Origin of the sequence: Caballeronia sp. PC1, assembly GCF_021353155.1 — a bacterium.
Taxonomy (GTDB): domain Bacteria; phylum Pseudomonadota; class Gammaproteobacteria; order Burkholderiales; family Burkholderiaceae; genus Caballeronia; species Caballeronia cordobensis.
Genome location: NZ_JAJUBH010000001.1, coordinates 2,938,595 through 2,956,646, shown reverse-complemented (window position 1 = coordinate 2,956,646; position 18,052 = coordinate 2,938,595). Strand labels below are relative to the sequence as shown.

The 18,052-nt window shown below is 63.9% G+C and carries 20 protein-coding genes; 7 read left to right on the top strand and 13 right to left on the bottom strand.

What is annotated here, in order from left to right; translation table 11 throughout:
- Window positions 1-39 precede the first annotated feature (39 nt).
- Both LY284_RS14130 and LY284_RS14125 read right to left on the bottom strand, forming a co-directional pair.
- Entirely contained in the window at window positions 40-2,319 is a 2,280-nt protein-coding gene (locus tag LY284_RS14130) for an NADP-dependent malic enzyme (protein ID WP_045451378.1), read from the bottom strand.
- Window positions 2,320-2,569: 250 nt separating this feature from the next.
- Complete coding sequence (locus LY284_RS14125; protein WP_045452236.1) at window positions 2,570-3,805, bottom strand: MFS transporter; 1,236 nt, start codon at window positions 3,803-3,805, stop codon at window positions 2,570-2,572.
- A 220-nt stretch (window positions 3,806-4,025) separates the two neighbouring features.
- Here LY284_RS14125 and LY284_RS14120 point away from each other — a divergent pair, with 220 nt between their 5' ends.
- The gene (locus tag LY284_RS14120) at window positions 4,026-4,712 is read left to right on the top strand and encodes an orotate phosphoribosyltransferase (protein WP_008352701.1); all 687 of its coding nucleotides are present in this window, start codon (window positions 4,026-4,028) and stop codon (window positions 4,710-4,712) included.
- Between the two features lie 83 nt (window positions 4,713-4,795).
- Here LY284_RS14120 and LY284_RS14115 read toward each other — a convergent pair whose 3' ends face one another.
- Window positions 4,796-5,506, bottom strand: a complete 711-nt coding sequence (locus LY284_RS14115) for a response regulator (RefSeq protein WP_014192506.1) — start codon at window positions 5,504-5,506, stop codon at window positions 4,796-4,798.
- A 288-nt stretch (window positions 5,507-5,794) separates the two neighbouring features.
- Here LY284_RS14115 and LY284_RS14110 point away from each other — a divergent pair, with 288 nt between their 5' ends.
- The 3 genes from LY284_RS14110 (at window position 5,795) to argC (ending at window position 8,133) form a co-directional block, all read left to right on the top strand.
- Complete coding sequence (locus LY284_RS14110) at window positions 5,795-6,385, top strand: YbhB/YbcL family Raf kinase inhibitor-like protein (protein WP_014192507.1); 591 nt, start codon at window positions 5,795-5,797, stop codon at window positions 6,383-6,385.
- 133 nt (window positions 6,386-6,518) lie between these two features.
- A complete protein-coding gene (locus tag LY284_RS14105) occupies window positions 6,519-7,133 on the top strand; it encodes a flavodoxin family protein (protein ID WP_014192508.1) in 615 nt (204 codons plus the stop codon).
- A gap of 46 nt (window positions 7,134-7,179) precedes the next feature.
- Complete coding sequence (gene argC, locus LY284_RS14100; protein WP_014192509.1) at window positions 7,180-8,133, top strand: N-acetyl-gamma-glutamyl-phosphate reductase; 954 nt, start codon at window positions 7,180-7,182, stop codon at window positions 8,131-8,133.
- 233 nt (window positions 8,134-8,366) lie between these two features.
- On the opposite strand, the gene LY284_RS14095 is transcribed toward argC, so the two are convergent.
- The 4 genes from LY284_RS14095 to LY284_RS14080 all read right to left on the bottom strand — a co-directional run bounded on the left by LY284_RS14095 (window position 8,367) and on the right by LY284_RS14080 (window position 10,939).
- On the bottom strand, window positions 8,367-8,732 hold the full coding sequence (locus tag LY284_RS14095) for a response regulator (RefSeq protein ID WP_014192510.1): 366 nt from the start codon (window positions 8,730-8,732) through the stop codon (window positions 8,367-8,369).
- A 7-nt stretch (window positions 8,733-8,739) separates the two neighbouring features.
- Window positions 8,740-9,180, bottom strand: coding sequence for a hypothetical protein (locus LY284_RS14090; RefSeq protein ID WP_045451382.1), 441 nt, complete (start codon window positions 9,178-9,180; stop codon window positions 8,740-8,742).
- A 159-nt stretch (window positions 9,181-9,339) separates the two neighbouring features.
- Window positions 9,340-9,969 carry a LysE family translocator gene (locus tag LY284_RS14085; protein ID WP_045451385.1) on the bottom strand — a complete coding sequence of 210 codons (630 nt, stop codon included), beginning with the start codon at window positions 9,967-9,969 and terminating at the stop codon, window positions 9,340-9,342.
- A gap of 97 nt (window positions 9,970-10,066) precedes the next feature.
- Complete coding sequence (locus LY284_RS14080; RefSeq protein WP_045452239.1) at window positions 10,067-10,939, bottom strand: NAD(P)-dependent oxidoreductase; 873 nt, start codon at window positions 10,937-10,939, stop codon at window positions 10,067-10,069.
- Between the two features lie 115 nt (window positions 10,940-11,054).
- On the opposite strand from LY284_RS14080, the gene LY284_RS14075 reads away from it, so the two are divergent.
- Both LY284_RS14075 and LY284_RS14070 read left to right on the top strand, forming a co-directional pair.
- The gene (locus LY284_RS14075) at window positions 11,055-11,825 is read left to right on the top strand and encodes a Mut7-C RNAse domain-containing protein (RefSeq protein ID WP_014192514.1); all 771 of its coding nucleotides are present in this window, start codon (window positions 11,055-11,057) and stop codon (window positions 11,823-11,825) included.
- A gap of 24 nt (window positions 11,826-11,849) precedes the next feature.
- Entirely contained in the window at window positions 11,850-12,119 is a 270-nt protein-coding gene (locus LY284_RS14070; RefSeq protein WP_041731172.1) for a hypothetical protein, read from the top strand.
- 3 nt (window positions 12,120-12,122) lie between these two features.
- On the opposite strand, the gene LY284_RS14065 is transcribed toward LY284_RS14070, so the two are convergent.
- The 6 genes from LY284_RS14065 to LY284_RS14040 all read right to left on the bottom strand — a co-directional run bounded on the left by LY284_RS14065 (window position 12,123) and on the right by LY284_RS14040 (window position 17,200).
- Window positions 12,123-12,386 carry a Txe/YoeB family addiction module toxin gene (locus tag LY284_RS14065; protein WP_233386805.1) on the bottom strand — a complete coding sequence of 88 codons (264 nt, stop codon included), beginning with the start codon at window positions 12,384-12,386 and terminating at the stop codon, window positions 12,123-12,125.
- Window positions 12,387-12,619: 233 nt separating this feature from the next.
- Window positions 12,620-12,931 carry a cupin domain-containing protein gene (locus LY284_RS14060; RefSeq protein WP_045451388.1) on the bottom strand — a complete coding sequence of 104 codons (312 nt, stop codon included), beginning with the start codon at window positions 12,929-12,931 and terminating at the stop codon, window positions 12,620-12,622.
- An 11-nt stretch (window positions 12,932-12,942) separates the two neighbouring features.
- Complete coding sequence (locus LY284_RS14055) at window positions 12,943-14,232, bottom strand: MFS transporter (protein ID WP_014192517.1); 1,290 nt, start codon at window positions 14,230-14,232, stop codon at window positions 12,943-12,945.
- 253 nt (window positions 14,233-14,485) lie between these two features.
- Complete coding sequence (locus LY284_RS14050) at window positions 14,486-14,803, bottom strand: high-potential iron-sulfur protein (RefSeq protein WP_045451390.1); 318 nt, start codon at window positions 14,801-14,803, stop codon at window positions 14,486-14,488.
- A 133-nt stretch (window positions 14,804-14,936) separates the two neighbouring features.
- On the bottom strand, window positions 14,937-16,037 hold the full coding sequence (locus LY284_RS14045; protein ID WP_014192519.1) for an NAD(P)/FAD-dependent oxidoreductase: 1,101 nt from the start codon (window positions 16,035-16,037) through the stop codon (window positions 14,937-14,939).
- A 185-nt stretch (window positions 16,038-16,222) separates the two neighbouring features.
- Complete coding sequence (locus LY284_RS14040; RefSeq protein WP_045451396.1) at window positions 16,223-17,200, bottom strand: AAA family ATPase; 978 nt, start codon at window positions 17,198-17,200, stop codon at window positions 16,223-16,225.
- 309 nt (window positions 17,201-17,509) lie between these two features.
- Between LY284_RS14040 and LY284_RS14035 the strand changes: the two genes are divergently transcribed.
- Window positions 17,510-18,028: a hypothetical protein gene (locus LY284_RS14035; RefSeq protein WP_014192521.1), complete on the top strand. Its 519-nt coding sequence runs from the start codon at window positions 17,510-17,512 to the stop codon at window positions 18,026-18,028.
- The last annotated feature ends 24 nt before the right edge of the window (window positions 18,029-18,052 follow it).

Sequence of the window (18,052 nt, the reverse complement as noted above, 5' to 3'; positions counted from 1 at the left end):
CAGTTTCCCGGATCGCCGTTCTGCTTTCAGCAATGAACCTTACTTCGCCTTCGCCACACCCGCATTGGCGCTCGCCACCGCCGTCATATTGATGATCCGCCGCACGGTCGCCGCGGGCGTCAGAATATGCACCGGCCGTGCAGCGCCGAGCAGGAACGGCCCGACCGTCACGCCCTCGCCGCTCACCATCTTGAGCAGGTTGTACGTGATGTTCGCCGCTTCCACGTTCGGCATGATCAGCAGATTCGCTTCGCCATGCAGCGTCGTGCCGGGGAACGCCGCCTTTCGCACCGTTTCCGACAACGCCGCGTCGCCGTGCATTTCACCGTCGATCTCGAGATGCGGCGCACGCTCCGCGATCAGCTTCCGCGCCTCGGCCATGCGCTTGCTCGATGCGCTCGGCACGCTGCCGAAGTTCGAATTCGACACGAGCGCAACCTTCGGCTGAATCCCGAAACGCTCGATCTCGCGCGCCGCGAGAATCGTCATGTCGGCGAGCTGCTCGGGCGTCGGCGTCTCGTTGACGTACGTGTCGCTGATGAACAGATTGCGCCCTTGCAGCATCAGCAGATTCATCGCGGCGAAGTTCTTCGCATCGGCCGATTTGCCGAGCACCTGATCGACGAACTTCAGATGATCCTGATACGTGTCGATCAAACCGCAGATCATGCCGTCGGCATCGCCGAGATGGACGAGAATCGCGCCGATCAGCGTATTGAATTTGCGCAGCGCGGCCTTCGCGCTTTCAGGCGTCACGCCCTCGCGCGCGGCGATTTCGTGATATGCCTGCCAGCTCTTCTGATAGCGCGGATCGTCTTCCGGATTCACGACTTCGAAATCGACGCCCGGCTTCAGCTTCGAGCCCATCTTCTGCAGACGCATTTCAACAACAGCCGGCCGCCCGATGATGATCGGCTTCGCGATCTTCTCCAGCAGCACGAACTGCGCGGCGCGCAGCACGCGCTCGTCCTCGCCTTCCGCGAACGCGATGCGCGCAGGCGCCGCCTTCGCCGCCGCGAACACCGGACGCATCACCATGCCCGTGCGATACACCGTCGCGCCGAGCGTCTCGCGATACGCGTCCATGTCCTTGATCGGACGCGTCGCCACGCCCGAATCCATCGCGGCTTGCGCGACGGCCGGCGCGATCTTGATGATCAGACGCGGATCGAACGGCTTCGGAATCAGATACTCCGGACCGAATTCCAGCGAATGACCTTCGTAGGCCTTCGCGACTTCATCGCCCTGATCGGTTTCTTCCGCGAGCTCCGCGATCGCGCGCACGCACGCGAGCTTCATCTCTTCGGTGATGGTGGTCGCGCCGACATCCAGCGCGCCGCGGAAGATGAAGGGGAAGCACAGCACGTTGTTGACCTGATTCGGATAGTCCGAACGGCCCGTGGCGATGATTGCGTCCGGTCGCACGCGCTTTGCCTCTTCCGGGCGGATTTCCGGCTCCGGATTCGCGAGCGCGAGAATCAGCGGCTTGTCGGCCATCGTCGTGACCATCTCGGCCTTCAGCACGCCCGCGCTCGAACAGCCGAGGAACACGTCGCAGCCGTGCATCGCATCGCCGAGCGTGCGCGCGTCGGTGCTCGCCTGATAACGCTCCTTCGATGCATCCAGATTGCCGCGCCCTTCGTAGATCACGCCTTTCGAATCGACCACCAGCGTGTTCGACTTCTTCAGGCCGAGGTGGACCAGCAGATCCAGACACGCGATGGCCGCCGCGCCCGCGCCGGAGCACACGAGCTTGATTTCGTCCAGCTTCTTGCCGACGACTTTCAGCCCGTTGAGAATCGCCGCCGATGCGATGATCGCCGTGCCATGCTGATCGTCATGGAAAACGGGGATCTTCATGCGCTCGCGCAGCTTCTTCTCGATATAGAAGCATTCCGGCGCCTTGATGTCTTCCAGATTGATGCCGCCGAGCGTGGGTTCGAGCATCGCGATCGCATCGACGAGCTTGTCCGGATCGGTTTCGGCCAACTCGATATCGAACACGTCGATGCCCGCGAACTTCTTGAAGAGACACCCCTTGCCTTCCATGACCGGCTTCGCGGCGAGCGGCCCGATGTTGCCGAGCCCGAGCACGGCCGTGCCGTTCGTCACGACGCCCACGAGGTTCGCGCGCGACGTGTATTTCTGCGCATCGAGCGGTTCGTCGTAGATCGCCATGCACGCGGCCGCGACACCCGGCGAATACGCGAGCGAGAGATCGAGCTGGTTGGAAAGGGGCTTCGTCGGCGTGACCGAAATCTTGCCGGGACGGGGATTCTGGTGATACGCGAGGGCGCTTTGCTTCAGTTGTTCGTCCATGATTGACCTGAGACGTTTGGGAATTTTTTAACAGGGTTCACACTGCCGTCGACCGTGCTGCATGAATGCGGAAATGTGAATCGATGGACCATGTTTCGGTTGCTCGGAGCGTCGGATAAACGCGGCGTGCCGCTCGCACGGATGTCGCGAGCGGACGGAGCTTGGTTTTTTTGGGACGTCCAGTGTACACCGGGCACGAGAAATGACGCGATGCAACGTTTCAGCGCAATTTCGTCCGATGACTGGGCGGTCAGTCGAGCTCGACGCCGCGTTTTTCGGGGATGAGAAATAGCGTCGCGACGACGTCGAGCAGATAGATCGACGCGAGAAACGCCAGCGCGACCGCGAACGAATAACGTGCCGCCAGCGCCCCGACCGCGACCGGCCCGAGGCCGCCCACGGCGCGCCCGATATTGAACAGCACGTTTTGAGCGGTCGCGCGCGCTTCCGTCGGGTAGATTTCGGAGATCAACGCGCCGTAGCCGCCGAGCATGCCGTTCACGAACACGCCCATTACCGCGCCGCCGACGAGAAGCGCCGCCGGGCTCGTCAGATTCGAATAGACGAAGACCATCGCGACCGCGCCGAACTGATAGACGAGAAACGCCGGTTTGCGCCCGAAGCGATCGGCGGCGAGACCGAACAGCCAGATGCCGAGCGCCATGCCGAGCACGGTCACGGCGGTCCACAGCCCGGATTTCGTGAGCGAATAGCCGAAGGTTTTCGAGAGATAGGTCGGCAGCCAGATCATCAAGCCGTAGTAGCCGAAGTTCTGCACGGAGCACAGGATCATGACGCCGAGGCTCGCGCGCGCGGTGCGGGCGTCGTCGAAGAGCCGTTTCAGCGGGATGTCGCGTCGTCCCGCGGCCGCCCGGCGCTGCGTGAAGAGCGCGGGTTCGGCCACGCGCCGCCGCACGAAAAACGATGCGACCGCCGGCAGCAGGCCGACCGCGAACATCCCGCGCCAGCCGATGAGCGGCAGCAGCAGCGGCGTGATCAGCGCGGCGGCGAGCACGCCCAGTTGCCAGCCGAGACCCACGTATGACGACACGCGCGCCCGCATCCGCGCGGGCCACGCCTCCGCGACGAGCGCCATGCCGATGCCGAATTCCCCGCCCAGCCCGATCCCGGCGATGGTGCGATAGATCAGCAGATCGCCGTAGCCTTGCGCGAGCGCGCACATGCCCGTGAAGACGGCGAACACGAGGATCGTCCAGGTGAGCACGCGCACGCGGCCGAAGGCGTCCGACAGCATGCCGAACACGACGCCGCCCGCGACCGCACCGGCGAGCGTCCACGTGACGAGTGCGCCGGACTGCGCGGGCGTGAGATGCAGGTCGGCGGCAATCGCCGGCAGCATGAAACCGAGGATGAGCAGATCGAATCCGTCCATCGCGTAGCCGAGCACCGACGCGAGAAGCGCTTGCAGCGCGTGACGGGACGGAGGCGCGGAATCGGCGGCGGCAGAGCGGGAAACGGAGGTCATCGGAAAGAGACGGCGGGTTCGCGGGCAACGCGCGAGTTTACGCGCTTTCACGACATCGAAACAAAACCGTCTCGGCGTCGGGTAAAATGTCGGGCTGCGCTGCGCAGGAAACACCAGAACGCCGTCAAAACGCGGCTCGTTTTGCATCGAACCCTGCGCCAAAGGCCCTCGCGGCCGCCTCCCGCTTTTGCAAGCGCCACACAAGTCCAAGGATTCGCCCATGACAGGCTTCGATCGCCAGACGATCTCCGACACCACCGCCAAGATGCTGCTCGAAGTGCAGGCGGTGCACTTCAACGCGGAAAAACCGTACATCTTCACGTCCGGCTGGGCGAGCCCGGTGTATATCGACTGCCGCAAGCTGATCTCCTACCCGCGCGTTCGCCGCGGCCTGATGGAGATGGCCGAAGCCACGATTCTGCGCGACGTCGGCTACGAGCAGATCGACGCGGTCGCGGGCGGCGAGACGGCGGGCATTCCGTTCGCGGCGTGGATCGCCGACCGTCTGATGGTGCCGATGCAATACGTTCGCAAGAAGCCGAAGGGTTTCGGGCGCAACGCGCAGATCGAAGGCCTCCTGACCGAAGGCCAGCGCGTGCTGCTGGTGGAAGACCTGACCACCGACAGCCGCAGCAAGATCAACTTCATCAACGCGCTGCGCACGGCGGGCGCGACGGTGAACCACTGCTTCGTGCTCTTCCACTACAACATCTTCAAGGAAAGCGTGTCGGTGCTGAAGGACATCGACGTCGATCTGCACGCGCTCGCCACGTGGTGGGACGTGCTGCGCGTCGCCAAGGAACAGGGCTATTTCGAGACGAAGACGCTCGACGAAGTCGAGAAATTCCTGCACGCGCCGGCCGAATGGTCCGCTGCGCATGGCGGCGCGACGGCTGCACCGCAATAAGCAATTACGCCTCGAAGCAATTACAAGAAAAGAGCCGCTGTTTCAAAACAGCGGCTCTTTTTATTTGGCGCGTCAAAATGCGGCTACAGTGAATTCGGATTGGGAAGCGAACCGTCGAGTGAACCGTCGCCCGAATAAGCCGAGAGATTCATCAAGCCGTTGCTCTGCGCATATTGAAACAATTCGGAATCGCGCTCAATTCCGAGTTTTCTCATTGCCGTGTTTTTTTGCGTGCTGATTGTTTTGATACTGCGCCGCAATTGCCCCGCAATTTCCGTGATGGTCATGCCCGAGACGAAGAGCCGCACGACTTCGAGTTCCCGCTTGGACAGGATCACGCTGCGCTGCTGCCCGTTCGCGCCGAGGCCCATGCTGTCGAGCGCGCCTTTCACGGACGGGCCGAGATACTCCTGCCCGCGCATGACATGCTGGATCGCCCAGCCGATATGATTCATGTCGTCGGCCTTGTTGATGATGGACATCACGCCGACCTCGCGCAAACGTTTGAGCAATGCCGGATTTTCGAGCATGGTCAGCACCACGAGCTTCACCCGCGGAAACTGTCGTCCGATATAGCCCAGCAAGGGCATGCCGTCGCCGTAGGAACCGCCGGGCATGGCCAGATCGGTGACGAGGACGTCGCAAGCCTCTTTCTGAAGCAGCTGGATCAGTTCGGTCGACTGGCGCGCCTGACCGACCACGTCGACCTCCGGAAACTTGCTGAGCGCCTGTGTCGCGCCGAAGAGAATTACCGGGTGGTCGTCGGCGATGATGACTTTTATTCGCTGGCTCATTACTTCCTCCTGAATATCGGTCGATTAGTTGCCGCGCGAATCTGCGTCGAATTACTCATTTTTACATTCAATAAAGTCAGAAGTCATCGCCGTCAAGGCGCTGCGTTACGTCCGAACCGAAGCGGGGATGAAGCGCCATCGGTTAAGTCTCAAGGAATTGAAGCTTTAATGCTTTGTTGCAATGTTAAACTGCAACCCGACGCGAAGCGCATCACTGAGACAAAAAACATCGTTGCAGCCAGCGAAACACTGCTATATCGCGCGACGATACTGACAGGAGTTCAGCCCATGCGCCTCACCGGTCGACGCGTGAGTTCGAGTGGTCAAGTCGCAGCAGTACTGTTCATCGCCGTCGCGGCGGCAGTCTTCTCCCCTCCGCGCGAGGCCGTGGCCGATCCGGCCTTCGCCGTTTCCAGCGCGGATCTCGCGCCGGGCAAAATCGTCGGGCGCGATCTGCTCTACGACCAGTCCGACTGCAAGGGCGGCAACCGCTCGCCGCAGATTTCATGGCGCGGCGCGCCCGCGAACACCCGCAGCTTCGCCGTCACGATCTTCGACCCCGACGCGCCCGGACGCGGCTGGTGGCATTGGGCCGTCGCCGGCATCCCGGTGAGCACGGATCATCTGCCGAACAACGCGAGCGCCTCGGGCGCACTGCGCAAGCTCGGCGCGATCGAGGCACGCAACGACTGGGACACGGACGGCTACGCCGGCCCGTGCCCGCCGCCCGGCAAGCCGCATCGCTATATCGTGACCGTCTACGCGCTCAACAGCGCCGACCTGCGGCTGCGTCAGGGTACGCCCGCGCTGATGTTCGAGCACGAAATCCGCACTTTGACGATCGCCAGCGCGCAAATGACCTTCACGTACGGCCGGTGAGGTCTCTCCGCGAGCGGCCCGAAGCGTGCGGTCGCGCCGGTCGGTCAAAAATTGTCTTTGCTAGACTGACCGGACCGTCCGCAAGGCGCGCCTCGGGCGTGTGCCGCGCGCGCACGGAAGACTCGGGGACACCATGCCGAACATCATCATCGTTTATCACAGCGGCTACGGCCATACGAAGAAGGTCGCGGAAGCCGTGCTCGGCGGCGCCGTCGACGCGGGCGCGAGCGTCAGGCTGATCGCCGTCGCCGATATCGACGACAACGCCTGGGCCGATCTCGACGCCGCCGACGCCATCGTTTTCGGCGCGCCGACCTACATGGGCGGCCCGTCAGCCGACTTCAAAAAGTTCGCCGATGCGAGCTCGAAGCCCTGGTTTGCGCAGAAATGGAAAGACAAGATCGCCGCTGGATTCACCAACTCCGCGCACATGAACGGCGACAAATTCCTGACGATCTCGTATTTCGTCACGCTGGCGATGCAGCACGGCATGGTCTGGGTCGGGACGGGCATGATGCCGTCGAACACGAAGGCGGCCACGCGCAACGACCTGAACTTCGTCGGCGGCTTTACTGGCCTGCTCACGCAGTCGCCCGCGGATGCCTCGCCGGACGAAGCGCCGCCGCCGGGCGACCTGGAGACGGCGAAGGTATTCGGCGCGCGCATCGCCGAGGTGACGGCGCGCTGGGTCGCTGCTTCAGCGGGCGGCGCAAACGGCGGACATGATCCCGTCCCGGAATCGCCTTAAAATAGCGGTTTTGCGGCGAGCGCCCGCACGAACCAGCGAGATCGAGATGACCACGAAAGTATTCGTCGACGGACAGGAAGGCACCACCGGCCTGAAGATTTTTGAATATCTGTCGCAGCGCCGTGACATCGAAGTGCTGCGCATCGAGGAAGCGAAGCGCAAGGACATCGAGGAGCGCCGCCGGCTCATCAACGCGTCGGACGTGACGTTCCTGTGTCTGCCGGATGTCGCCTCGCGCGAATCCGTCTCGCTCGTCGATCCCGGCAACACGCGCACGGTGATGATCGACGCCAGCACCGCGTTCCGCACGCAGGACGACTGGGCGTACGGCCTGCCCGAACTGTCGCGCGCGCAACGCGAGCGCCTGCGCACGGCGAAGCGCATCGCGGTGCCGGGCTGCCATGCGTCGGCGTTCGTGCTGTCGGTGCAGCCGCTCGTCGCGGGCGGTCTCGTTCCCGCCGATTTCCACGCGCACGCTTATTCGATCACCGGTTACAGCGGCGGCGGCAAGAAGATGATCGCGGAGTACGAAGCGGGCGGCGACGAAAAGCTCATGAGCCCGCGCCCGTACGCGCTCGGCCTGACGCACAAGCATCTGCCGGAAATGTCGGTGCGCACCGGCCTCGCGCGCGCGCCGATCTTCACGCCGATCGTCGGTCCGTTCCTGAAGGGCCTCGCGGTCACGACTTACTTCTCGCCCGACCAGCTCAAGCGCCCGGCCAAGCCGCAGGACGCGCGCGACATGCTCGCGGAGTTCTACAACAACGAGCCGTTCGTTCGCGTGATGCCCTTCGATGCCGAAAGCAATCTCGACGCCGGCTTCTTCGACGTTCAGGCGTGCAACGACACGAATCGTGTCGATATCTTCGTGTTCGGCAATGAAGAGCGCTTCGTGACGGTCGCGCGTCTGGACAATCTCGGCAAGGGTGCGTCGGGTGCGGCGATTCAGTGCATGAACCTCGCGATCGGCGCGGACGAAGACGCGGGTCTCGCACGCTAAGGCGCGAAAGCAACCCCAGAATGGCCGGCCTGCTTCACTGCGGGCCGGCTTTTTTATGTCTTTCGCTGCACCGCGGAATCGAAACGTTCAGACGAAAAAAAGCCCGCCAATGCTGGCGGGCTGAATCCATATCAGTGGAGACATGGAGGAGACAGGAGTAAATATACCAATAATTTTGGTGCGTTGCAACATCCGGCGTTGCGGCAGGCTGACGCACGGCGTGAGCGAAGAAATCAGGGCTGCATCATCGACAGAATGAAGTGCAGCTGATCCGCCGAGATCGGCTTGACCAGATGCACGTCGAAGCCGGCGGCCTGCGTCATGTCGCGATGTTGCGGCTGGCCCCATCCCGTGAGCGCGACCAGCATCATCGCGTGGCCGTTCGGCAGGCGGCGCAGCTCGCGGGCTGCCGCCAGACCATCGACGATCGGCATGCCGAGATCGAGGATCACCACGTCGGGATCGAACTGCCCGGCGACTTCGACCGCCTGCGCGCCGTTCGCCGCGAGCGCCACTTCGTGGCCCATGCCGTTCAGCAGATTCGCTAGGCCGGCGAGCGCATCGTCGTCGTCGTCGGCTATGAGGATGCGCTTGGTCACGATAGCCTCACCGGGAACCGTAAATCTCGAGTGTCAGCTTGTTCGATCCCGCCTGCGCCACGCTGATCTCCGTGCGCGCGCCGCGTGCGCCCAGATAGAAATGCTGGCGCGCGGGCGCATTCTGGTCGTGAGTCGCGTCCGGCAAACACGATGCGATGTCCGCCGCGACGCCTTGCAGCGCTTCGGCGCCGGAACCGCCGCGCGGCGTCCAGGTGCATCGATAGTTCGTCTGCGAAGCCGCGCATTTCACGTCGTCGCCATGGGACAGTGCGATGGCGCGGCCATCGATTGCGGACAGCGACGCGAAATTCGGCGCGGCAGCCACGATGCGCTTCAACGCGTCGCAAGGGTTCGGGGTGTCGTCGGCGTACGCGGGCGTCGTCGCCAGCGCGCCGGAAAGGGACGCGAGACACACCGCAAGCGCGGCGCGTCGGCCAGTCATCTGCATGGGGCGCCTCCTTTTAGCTGTTCTTTTTGATCTTGCGGCGAACCTTGGACGAGCGCTACTTTCCGCCCGCCGCTCGGGCTTGTCTGTTCGAAAGCGAATGAAGCGCTGCAAACGCAGCAAGTCATGCGCCCGTTCATGCAGACGTTTAGACGGGCGCGTTCAGTGCCGCACGAGCGCCATCATCGCGCCGAAGCCGACGAACACGCCGCCCGTCAGCCGGTTGAACGCCTGCGCGACGCTCGCGCTCTTGAGCTTGTCGCCGATGCGCGCGCCCAGTCCCGCATAGACCGCATACCAACTCACTTCGATGACGGCGAACGTCGATACGAGCACCGCGAACTGCGGCAACACCGGACGGCTCGCGTCGATGAACTGCGGCAGCAGCGCCGCCGCGAAGAGAATCGCCTTCGGATTGCTGCTCGCGACGAGAAATCCGTTGCGAAAGAGCGTCGCGCGCTTCACCGACGGCGCGCCCGCGCTTTCATCGCGGACATCGATTGCGCTCGCCTTCGCGCGCCAGCTCTTCACGCCGAGCCAGACGAGATACGCCGCGCCGGTCAGACGCAGCGTGTCGAAGAGACGCGGCCACGCTTCGAGAAACACGCCAAGCCCCGCCGCCGATACCGACAGCATCACGATGAGCGCCGTGAGACAGCCGGCCATCGTGGCCGTCGAACGTTGGATGCCGTGGCGCGCGCTATGCGTCATCACGAGCAGCATGTTGGGACCGGGAATGGCGGACACGACGAAAACGGTGGCGACGAACAGCCACCAGAGATGCAGGCTCATTGCGGCGTGGCGGGGAGAATGGAGGGACTCGCATTATGCCGTCCGCCCGCGTCGATTCGGGCGGAACGGCGCTTTTCGCCACGACGCCAGTATGGAATCAGCGGCCCGCGCGGCGCGCCGCCACTTGCCCGAGCACGGCGAAATCCTTGTCGCCGTCGCCGTGAGCGAGGGCATCGACGAGGTTGTCGCGCACGACGCTCGCCACGGGCAGCGGCACGTTCACGGCATCGCCCGCGGCGATCGCGAGCCGCACGTCCTTGAGGCCCAGCCGCGCCTTGAACAGCGCGGGCTCATAGCGGCGCTCGGCGATCATCTTTCCATAGCCCTGATACACCGGGCCCGGAAACAGCGAATTCGTGATGACATCGAGCAAGGTCTGCGTCTCGATGCCGTGACCGCTCACGAGCGCCGCCGCTTCGCCAAAACTTTCTATCGCCGACGCCAGCATGAAATTCGCCGCGAGCTTGAGCACGTTCGCATGCTGCGGCTCGCTGCCGACGCGCCAGGTTTTCTGGCCGAGGACGTCGAGCACGGGCTGCACGCGGTCGATCGCCTCGCTCGCGCCCGCCGCGAGAATGTTGAGCTTGCCCGCCGCCGCGACGTCCGGCCGCCCGAGCACCGGCGCGGCCACATACGCCACGCCATGTTGCGCATGCAGTTCCGTCAGTTCGACGGCGAGCGCCGCCGAAATCGTCGCCATGTTGACGTGCACGAGCCCCTTCGGCGCGTGCTTGACGAGGCCGCCATCGACGAGCACGGAGCGCAGCGCGGCGTCGTCGGCGAGCATGGAGAACGCGGCGTCGCCGGCGAAGGCCTGCTCGGGCGTATCGACCACGGACGCGCCCTGATCCGCGAGCGCGCGCGTCTTGTCGCGCGAGCGGTTCCAGACGCGCACCGTATGTCCCGCCTTCAGCGCGTTGCTCGCCATCGCGCCGCCCATTTCGCCCAATCCGATGAAACCGATATCCATGCTCGCGTGCTCCTGTGCCGTGTCCGCCCGCCGCGCCGCCTCGGGGCGCGGCCCGAGCGCCAGTAGAGCACATCGGGACGAAGCGCGCAGGACCGCGCGATGCGATACTGCCTGCATGGTCAAGGCGCGCTTTCACTTTCATCGCGAACTGAACGATTTCCTCGCTCGATCCCAGCGCGGGCACACGTTCGCGTGTGCGTGCGCGAAGTCTTCGTCGACCAAGCACATGATCGAAGCGCTCGGCGTGCCGCACACGGAAGTCGAAGTGATCGTGCGCAACGGCGTTGCCACCGGCTTCGACACGCTGATCGAAGCAAACGATCTCATCGAGGTTTATCCCACGGGGCACGCGCCCGAAGGCATGGCGAACGGTGCGCTGCTGCTGCGCCCGCCGCTTCCCGCCGGTGGACTGCGCTTTATCGCGGATGCGCATCTCGGCGGGCTTGCGCAACTGCTGCGCCTGGCGGGCTTCGACACGCGTTACGACAACAATTTTCCCGACGAGGAAATCGAGCAGCTCGCGCAGGACGAAGCGCGCATCGTGCTCACGCGCGATCGCGAGTTGCTCAAACGCCGCAGCGTGCTGCGCGGCTGCTATGTGCGCGCGCTGCAGCCGGACGAACAGTTCCGCGAGGTGTCGGCGCGTTTCGATCTCGCGCCGCACGTCCGCGCGTTCCGTCTCTGCCTGATGTGCAACGCGCCTCTGCGCCCGGCCGGACCTGGCGATATCGACGGCCGCGTGCCCGAAGGCGTGCGCGAGCGGCACTCGCGCTTCGTCACCTGCGATGTGTGTCGCCGTGTGTTCTGGGAAGGCTCGCACTGGCGGCGCATGCGCGCGCACATCGACGCGCTGGCGGTTCCGTACAATACGGGCCTTCCCAATTAATTGATCGTCGCCCCGGAGCATCGCGTGAACAAATTCCAACTGGAACAGAACAAGGCCTTCAAACTCGCCAACGATTTGAAGCAAGGCGGCCGCGCGCGCGCAGGCGCGGCGGATGAGCAGAAAATCGACCGGCGCGAGCAGCGCAAGCAGGATCAGGCAAAAGGGCTCGTGCCGTTCGCCTGCAAGCTCGATGAAAAGCTCGTCAAGCAGTTGAAGGAACGCGCCGAAGCGCACGAAGGCGGGATGACGGAAGCGCTGGCGGAGTTGCTGGTGAAGGCGGGATTGGAGCGGTAGGCGTTATTTGTCGCCGTAGTGGCCGCGACAATGGACGATGACTAGAGTCTCATCCAGGACCTCGTAGACAAGCTGATTCTCTTCGTCAATCCAACGCGACCACAGCGCCCCGGTGCGTGGCTGCGGCTTGCCCGTGCCGGTGAACGGGCTTCTACTGCATTCTGTAACGAGGCGCGTTATTTTCTTGAAGGCTTTCGGATTTGACGCGCGCACAAGATGGTATTCGTCCCAGGCGGTCGGTGAGAACCGAATTTCGCGCACAATCATTCCGCCTGCTTCGTTCGCTTCACAAGACATGCCGCGTGCGCGGCACTCGCGAAGCTTTCTCACCGAGCGACGCGTTCAACCGCCCCGCCTCCCGCGCCTCATCATAATCACGCTCGATTAATTCAACCATCCTAACCATTTTCCGCCCTCGCACTCGCACAAACGACGGGCGAATTATCGCCGCCCCCGCCCGCGCTGCGCCACCTGTCCGAACGGAATAGGAATAAACGCCCTCACACGCTCCCCTCCTTCTCGATCACCAGAATCCGCGCCTCGCCGACCGGCTCCGCGAAATGTTCGTCGCCCGCCTGCGCATGGAAAATGTCGCCCGCGCGCAGCGTCAGCGTGCGCTCGCCGCCCTCGCCGCGCACATGCATGCGCACTTCGCCCTGCATCACGGCAAACACCTCCTCGCCGTCGTTCACGTGCCATTTGTACGGCTGGTCGGTCCAGTGCAGACGGCACGACGTGCCGTTCATCACGCAGATATCGAGCGCGCCCCATGCGCGCTCGGCCGTGAACTTGCCGCTTTCGATCACTTTCATTGGAATGCCGCCTATCGGATGAAATCGCGCGCTTCGTCGACGTCCGCGTGACGGGTCGAGGGAATCCACGCCACCGCGACCAACGAAAGCACGATGCCGCCCATCACATAGAAGGTGGGCGCGAGTTGCGATTCCGTGACGCGGATCAGCCACGTCACGATAAATTGCCCGAAGCCGCCGAAGATCATCACCGCGATGTTGTACGCGAGCGAGAGCCCCGTCGAGCGCACATGCGCCGGAAACAGCTCGGCGATGAGCGCGCCGAACGGCCCATAGTAGCCCGAGAGCGCGATCGACAGCAGCGCCTGCACGATGACGAGCCGCATCACGCTCGGCTCCGCCGCGAGCCACGCGAAAAGCGGATAAATGATGACGAGCGTGATCGCGAGCGACCACATCGTCAGCCCCTTGCGCCCGATGCGATCCGACCACGCGCCCGTGATCGGCGAAAGCACCGTCAACAAGAGATTGCCGACGATCAGCGCCGTGAACGACTGCCCGAACGGCAGCTTCAGTTGCTTGACGGCGAACGTCGGCAGATAGGCGATCAGCACGTACACCGTCACCGTCAGCGCGATCACCGAGCCGAGGCCGCACAGCACTTCGCGGCTATGCGTGCCGAACACTTCGCCGAGCGTCGCGCGGCGCGCGGTTTTCTTCGCGTGCAGGAACGCTTCGGTATCGGCCATGTTGCGGCGGATATACAGCCCGATCGGCCCGATGACCAGTCCGAGGATGAACGGCACGCGCCAGCCCCACGAATCGAGCGCCTCGGGCGAGAGGCCGCGCGAAATCGCCGCGCCGACGATCGCGCCGAGCAATAGCGAGGCCGCCTGGCTCGCCATCTGGAAGCTGCCGTAGAAACCGCGCTTCGAGAACGGCGCGGCTTCGATCAGAAGCGCCGTCGAACTGCCGAACTCGCCGCCCGCGGAGAAGCCCTGCAGAAGACGCGCGAACACGATGACGAGCGGCGCCCCGATGCCGATGGCGGAATACGGCGGCGCGATCGCGAGCAGGAGAATGCCGAGCGTCATCAGTCCGATGACGAGCGTGAGCGCCGCCTTGCGCCCCGCGCGATCCGCATAGAGACCGAGCACGATGCCGCCGACCGGCCGCATCACGAAGGCGACGCCGAAGGTCGCCGTGGTCAGAAGAACCGATGAGTAGTCGCTGTCGCTCGGAAAGAACAGCCGGGCGATGACCACCGTCATGAAGCCGAACACCGTGAAGTCGTACCACTCAAGCGCGTTGCCGATGACCGCCGCCGTCACGGCGCGCGGATTCAATGGTCTTCCTGGCATGCGTTCCCCTAAGTCATGGGTGTCGTGCTGGGCCGGCGATGTGATGTGTGCGAGCCCGCTCGTCTCCTCGTCCGCGCTTGACGTAAAGATTCACGCGCGCGGCTCTTTTTGCCTTGGCGAGTGTAAAGACGGATTTTCTCCTGAGCAAGCTAATTACAAGCGCAGGAACACACGCGAAGAAAAGCGCGCCGGGCCTTTCGGCCGGGCGCGCTTTCCGGATCATGCGGATGTTGCCGGCCTTGCCGGTCTTACGTCATGCCTTCTTCACATAGGCGCTGCACCAGCCCTTCGAAGCGACCTGCTTGCCGGGGAACATCGGGCACGGCGCGTAGGCGTCGGTGGCCTTGCCCTGATAGAACTGACAGTTGCCGCAATCCTGGCCGGCGGCGTACTTCGCGAACTTGGCCTTGTCGACCTTGCTCGCGTCTTCCTTGTAGCCGAGCGCTTGCGCGGTGGAATCGCTTTCGGAGACCTTGGGGGCGTCGGCAGCCAGCGCGACGCGCGATCCGAGCGCGAACGTCGAGGCGACGCCCACGCTGGTAATGAGAAACGTGCGACGTGATGTCTTCATGGTGACTCACTCCATGTTGTATTGGGGGATATGCGCCGTTCTTGGCGACGGCGATGTCCGAGCATATCAACCTGGAAGCGAGTCGACGACGTCAAATGTTAGAGATAAGCGGCGTTAGAAAGTCGCACGTAAGTTAGCGCGCCATGTCGGCGACGCGCTCCGCGATCGCCAGCGACGCGGTCAATCCCGGCGACTCGATGCCGAACAGATTCACGAGTCCCGGCACGCCGTGCGCCGACTTGCCCTGAATCATGAAATCCGCCGCCGCCTGCCCGGGCCCGGACAGCTTCGGACGGATGCCCGCGTAGGCGGGCTGCAACGCGTCGTCGGGCAGGCCCGGCCAGTACGCGCGGATCGCGGCGTAGAAGGACTCCGCGCGGCGCGGATCGACGTCATAGTTGAGCGCGGGCACCCATTCGACGTCCGGGCCGAACTTCGCCTGTCCGCCGAGATCGATCGTCAGATGCACGCCGAGGCCTGCTTCATTGGGCATCGGATAGATGAGCCGCTCGAACGGCGCGCGCCCGCTCACGCTGAAATAGTTGCCCTTCGCGAAGTAGAGCGGCGGCACGTGGCGGTCGTCGAGACCGCGAATGCTGCGCGCGATTTCGTTCGCATGCAGCCCCGCGCTGTTGATGAGATACGACGCGCGAAAGCGCGCCGGCGACTCGCCGCCCGTCTCGACGATGAAGCAGCCCTCGCGCGCGTCGATGGACGCGACCGGCGTATGGAACACGATGTTCGCGCCGTGCTTCTCGGCTTCGCCCTGCAGCGCGAGCATGTACTGATGACTGTCGACAATGCCCGTCAGCGGCGAATACACCGCCTCGACGCATTGTAGTTGCGGCTCCATCTCCGCCGCCTCCGCGCCGCTGATGCGCACGAGCCCCTTCACGCGATTCTCGGTGCCCTTCTGCTCCAGCGCCGCGAGTTGCGGCACCTGATTGCGCGCCGTGGCGACGAGCAGCTTGCCGCACTGCCGGTGCGGCACGTTATGCGCCTGACAGAACGCGTACAGCATGTCGCGCCCGCGCACGCACAGTTCCGCCTTCAGCGAGCCGCGCGGGTAATAGATGCCCGCGTGGATCACCTCGCTGTTGCGCGAACTCGTACCGATGCCGATGCCCTCGCCCGACTCCAGCACGATGACTTCGCGTCCGCGCATCGCAAGCGCCCGGGCGATCGCCAGTCCGATGACGCCCGCTCCGATTACCACACACTCGATCCGATCCATGTCTCTTCCCGCCGCAGATTTCTTCCCAATTATTTTACGTTCGGGACTGTTGCGAGATACACAACAAACGCACGCCGATTCCCTCGTTTTCCGGTGTAATTCAGAAAAAGGCAAGAATCTGGCCGCCAGATGTCAAAAATGACAGGTTTTGGCGGCTTTTTTGGCAATTTCGAAAACACGGCCTTTCAAAAACCGATGGCCTTTTTTCGCGAATTCCGGTCGAGTTGAATGTCGCGGGCCTCAACATGGTGCCTGCCGTCGATGCGCGCGTTGCCGAACGCGTTCAGCATCGCACGCCGCATGCCGCGCGGCGACGCCCGCGTGAGCGCGTCGAGCGGCGCATCGCCGAGCGTTTCCGGAAAGCGCGCGCCCCACGCGTGCGCATCGCGAATTTCGGCGTAAATCGCCTGCGCGATGCGGCGCGCGCCCTCGCGGTCCGGCGCCGGAATCTCATAGACGTTCATGCGGTTCAGCAGCGGCTCGGGAATCGCGCGCGCGTCGTTGGCGGTGGCGATCCACACGACGTTGCCCGCGTTGATCGGCACTTCGGCGAATTCGTCGATGAACGTCTGCGCCGTGTCGTGCTCCAGCAGCGCGTAGAGCGCGCCGAGCGGATCGTATTGCGCGTCGCCGGTGGCCTTGTCGATTTCATCGACGGTCATCACGGGGTTGGCGTAGCTGCCGTTCACGAGCGCGTCGAAGACCTTGCCCGGCTTGGCATTGCGCCATTGCGACGACGCCCCCGACAGAATCCAGCCCGCCGTCAGCGAACTCATCGCGACGTAATGACAGCTCGTACCGAGCAGCCGCGCCAGTTGCTTCGCGAAGTGCGTCTTGCCGATGCCCGGCTCGCCGAGCAGCAGCATCGGCATGAGTTCCAGGCGGTCGTCGGTTTCGAGACACAGCGCAATCTGCTTGCGGATATCGTCGAGCGGCTCCTCGAAATTCGGCAGCGTGGCCGCGAGGTCGTCGATCGACGGCATGCGGTTCGGCTTCACGCAAAAGCGCAGATTGCCTACCTTGAGCATCCTTTCGTACGTCGCGCGCAAGGCGTCGCTGGCGCCTTCGGACAGGTCGTTGAGCGCGGTTTCCACGTCGTCGAGACTGTAAACCTTGCTGAACGATGCCACCGCGAGTTCCTGTTTGATCACGGCCGTCGTCATGTCACACCCCGTCATTTTTTATGTCGACGAGTCCAGTGTATCGACGCCAAAAGGCCATGCAAGCGAGCAGTCGAACGCGTGTGCTGCTAACCGCACCAAGCCTTTCGCCGATAAAGTCGCGATCCGCGCGGGCCGGGTATCATCGTCGTGACCGATGCGGCGAGCAGGTTCGAAACATGCTGTTTCTTCTGCCGTGCTGAACCGGATGCGCGCCGCCGTGTCACACGAATTCGCCGGGAACGCCGATCCCGCGGCCGCTCGACAACGCGTGCCGCCATCCGAACAGTCCGCGCGCAGGAGTCGCCTTCAATGCACAACACGATACGAACCGCTTTTCTGAACGCCGCGCTCATCGCGGCCGCCTGTTTCGCCGCCGGCGCGCAGGCGCAAATCGCGCCGCCGCAACCCGTGAACTGGGAGTTGCAGGTCGTGCGCGACGGCCAGCAGATCGACTCGTTCGCCGCCACGACCAACGTCGGCCAGGCGCGCACCGATACGCACCACAACAAGGTCAAGAATCGCGTCGGCTGCGCCGATCAGCCCGCGGGGGACATCGACCTGCAACGCACGCTCACGGTCTCGCCGACGCACGCGAGCGCCGACGACATCACGCTCGCCATCGACGCGCAGGAAACCCTGCAGGACGACAGCACGCGCGTGTCGCCATCCGGCTGCAAGCTGCCGCCCGTGCCGCGCCAGGTGAGCGCGTCGCACCCGGGCATGGTGCTCAAGCCGGGCGAATGGCAGCAATGGCAGATCATCGAAAGCAATCCGTCGCTCGCCTACCGCGTGCGCGCGAGCCTCGGTGCGGCCACGGCGGCGCAATGATCATCGCGGTGGCATAGACTCAAA

Excerpts from the sequence above, each read along its gene's own strand:
- LY284_RS14065 (WP_233386805.1), bottom strand. The coding sequence starts at position 12,386 with ATGATTGTGCGCGAAATTCGGTTCTCACCGACCGCCTGGGACGAATAC.
- LY284_RS14115 (WP_014192506.1), bottom strand. The coding sequence starts at position 5,506 with ATGAGCCAGCGAATAAAAGTCATCATCGCCGACGACCACCCGGTAATT.
- LY284_RS14105 (WP_014192508.1), top strand. The coding sequence starts at position 6,519 with ATGCCGAACATCATCATCGTTTATCACAGCGGCTACGGCCATACGAAG.
- LY284_RS14055 (WP_014192517.1), bottom strand. The coding sequence starts at position 14,232 with ATGCCAGGAAGACCATTGAATCCGCGCGCCGTGACGGCGGCGGTCATC.
- LY284_RS14090 (WP_045451382.1), bottom strand. The coding sequence starts at position 9,180 with ATGCAGATGACTGGCCGACGCGCCGCGCTTGCGGTGTGTCTCGCGTCC.
- LY284_RS14050 (WP_045451390.1), bottom strand. The coding sequence starts at position 14,803 with ATGAAGACATCACGTCGCACGTTTCTCATTACCAGCGTGGGCGTCGCC.
- LY284_RS14120 (WP_008352701.1), top strand. The coding sequence starts at position 4,026 with ATGACAGGCTTCGATCGCCAGACGATCTCCGACACCACCGCCAAGATG.
- LY284_RS14075 (WP_014192514.1), top strand. The coding sequence starts at position 11,055 with ATGGTCAAGGCGCGCTTTCACTTTCATCGCGAACTGAACGATTTCCTC.
- LY284_RS14085 (WP_045451385.1), bottom strand. The coding sequence starts at position 9,969 with ATGAGCCTGCATCTCTGGTGGCTGTTCGTCGCCACCGTTTTCGTCGTG.
- argC (WP_014192509.1), top strand. The coding sequence starts at position 7,180 with ATGACCACGAAAGTATTCGTCGACGGACAGGAAGGCACCACCGGCCTG.
- LY284_RS14130 (WP_045451378.1), bottom strand. The coding sequence starts at position 2,319 with ATGGACGAACAACTGAAGCAAAGCGCCCTCGCGTATCACCAGAATCCC.
- LY284_RS14060 (WP_045451388.1), bottom strand. The coding sequence starts at position 12,931 with ATGAAAGTGATCGAAAGCGGCAAGTTCACGGCCGAGCGCGCATGGGGC.
- LY284_RS14110 (WP_014192507.1), top strand. The coding sequence starts at position 5,795 with ATGCGCCTCACCGGTCGACGCGTGAGTTCGAGTGGTCAAGTCGCAGCA.
- LY284_RS14035 (WP_014192521.1), top strand. The coding sequence starts at position 17,510 with ATGCACAACACGATACGAACCGCTTTTCTGAACGCCGCGCTCATCGCG.
- LY284_RS14040 (WP_045451396.1), bottom strand. The coding sequence starts at position 17,200 with ATGACGACGGCCGTGATCAAACAGGAACTCGCGGTGGCATCGTTCAGC.
- LY284_RS14125 (WP_045452236.1), bottom strand. The coding sequence starts at position 3,805 with ATGACCTCCGTTTCCCGCTCTGCCGCCGCCGATTCCGCGCCTCCGTCC.
- LY284_RS14080 (WP_045452239.1), bottom strand. The coding sequence starts at position 10,939 with ATGGATATCGGTTTCATCGGATTGGGCGAAATGGGCGGCGCGATGGCG.
- LY284_RS14045 (WP_014192519.1), bottom strand. The coding sequence starts at position 16,037 with ATGGATCGGATCGAGTGTGTGGTAATCGGAGCGGGCGTCATCGGACTG.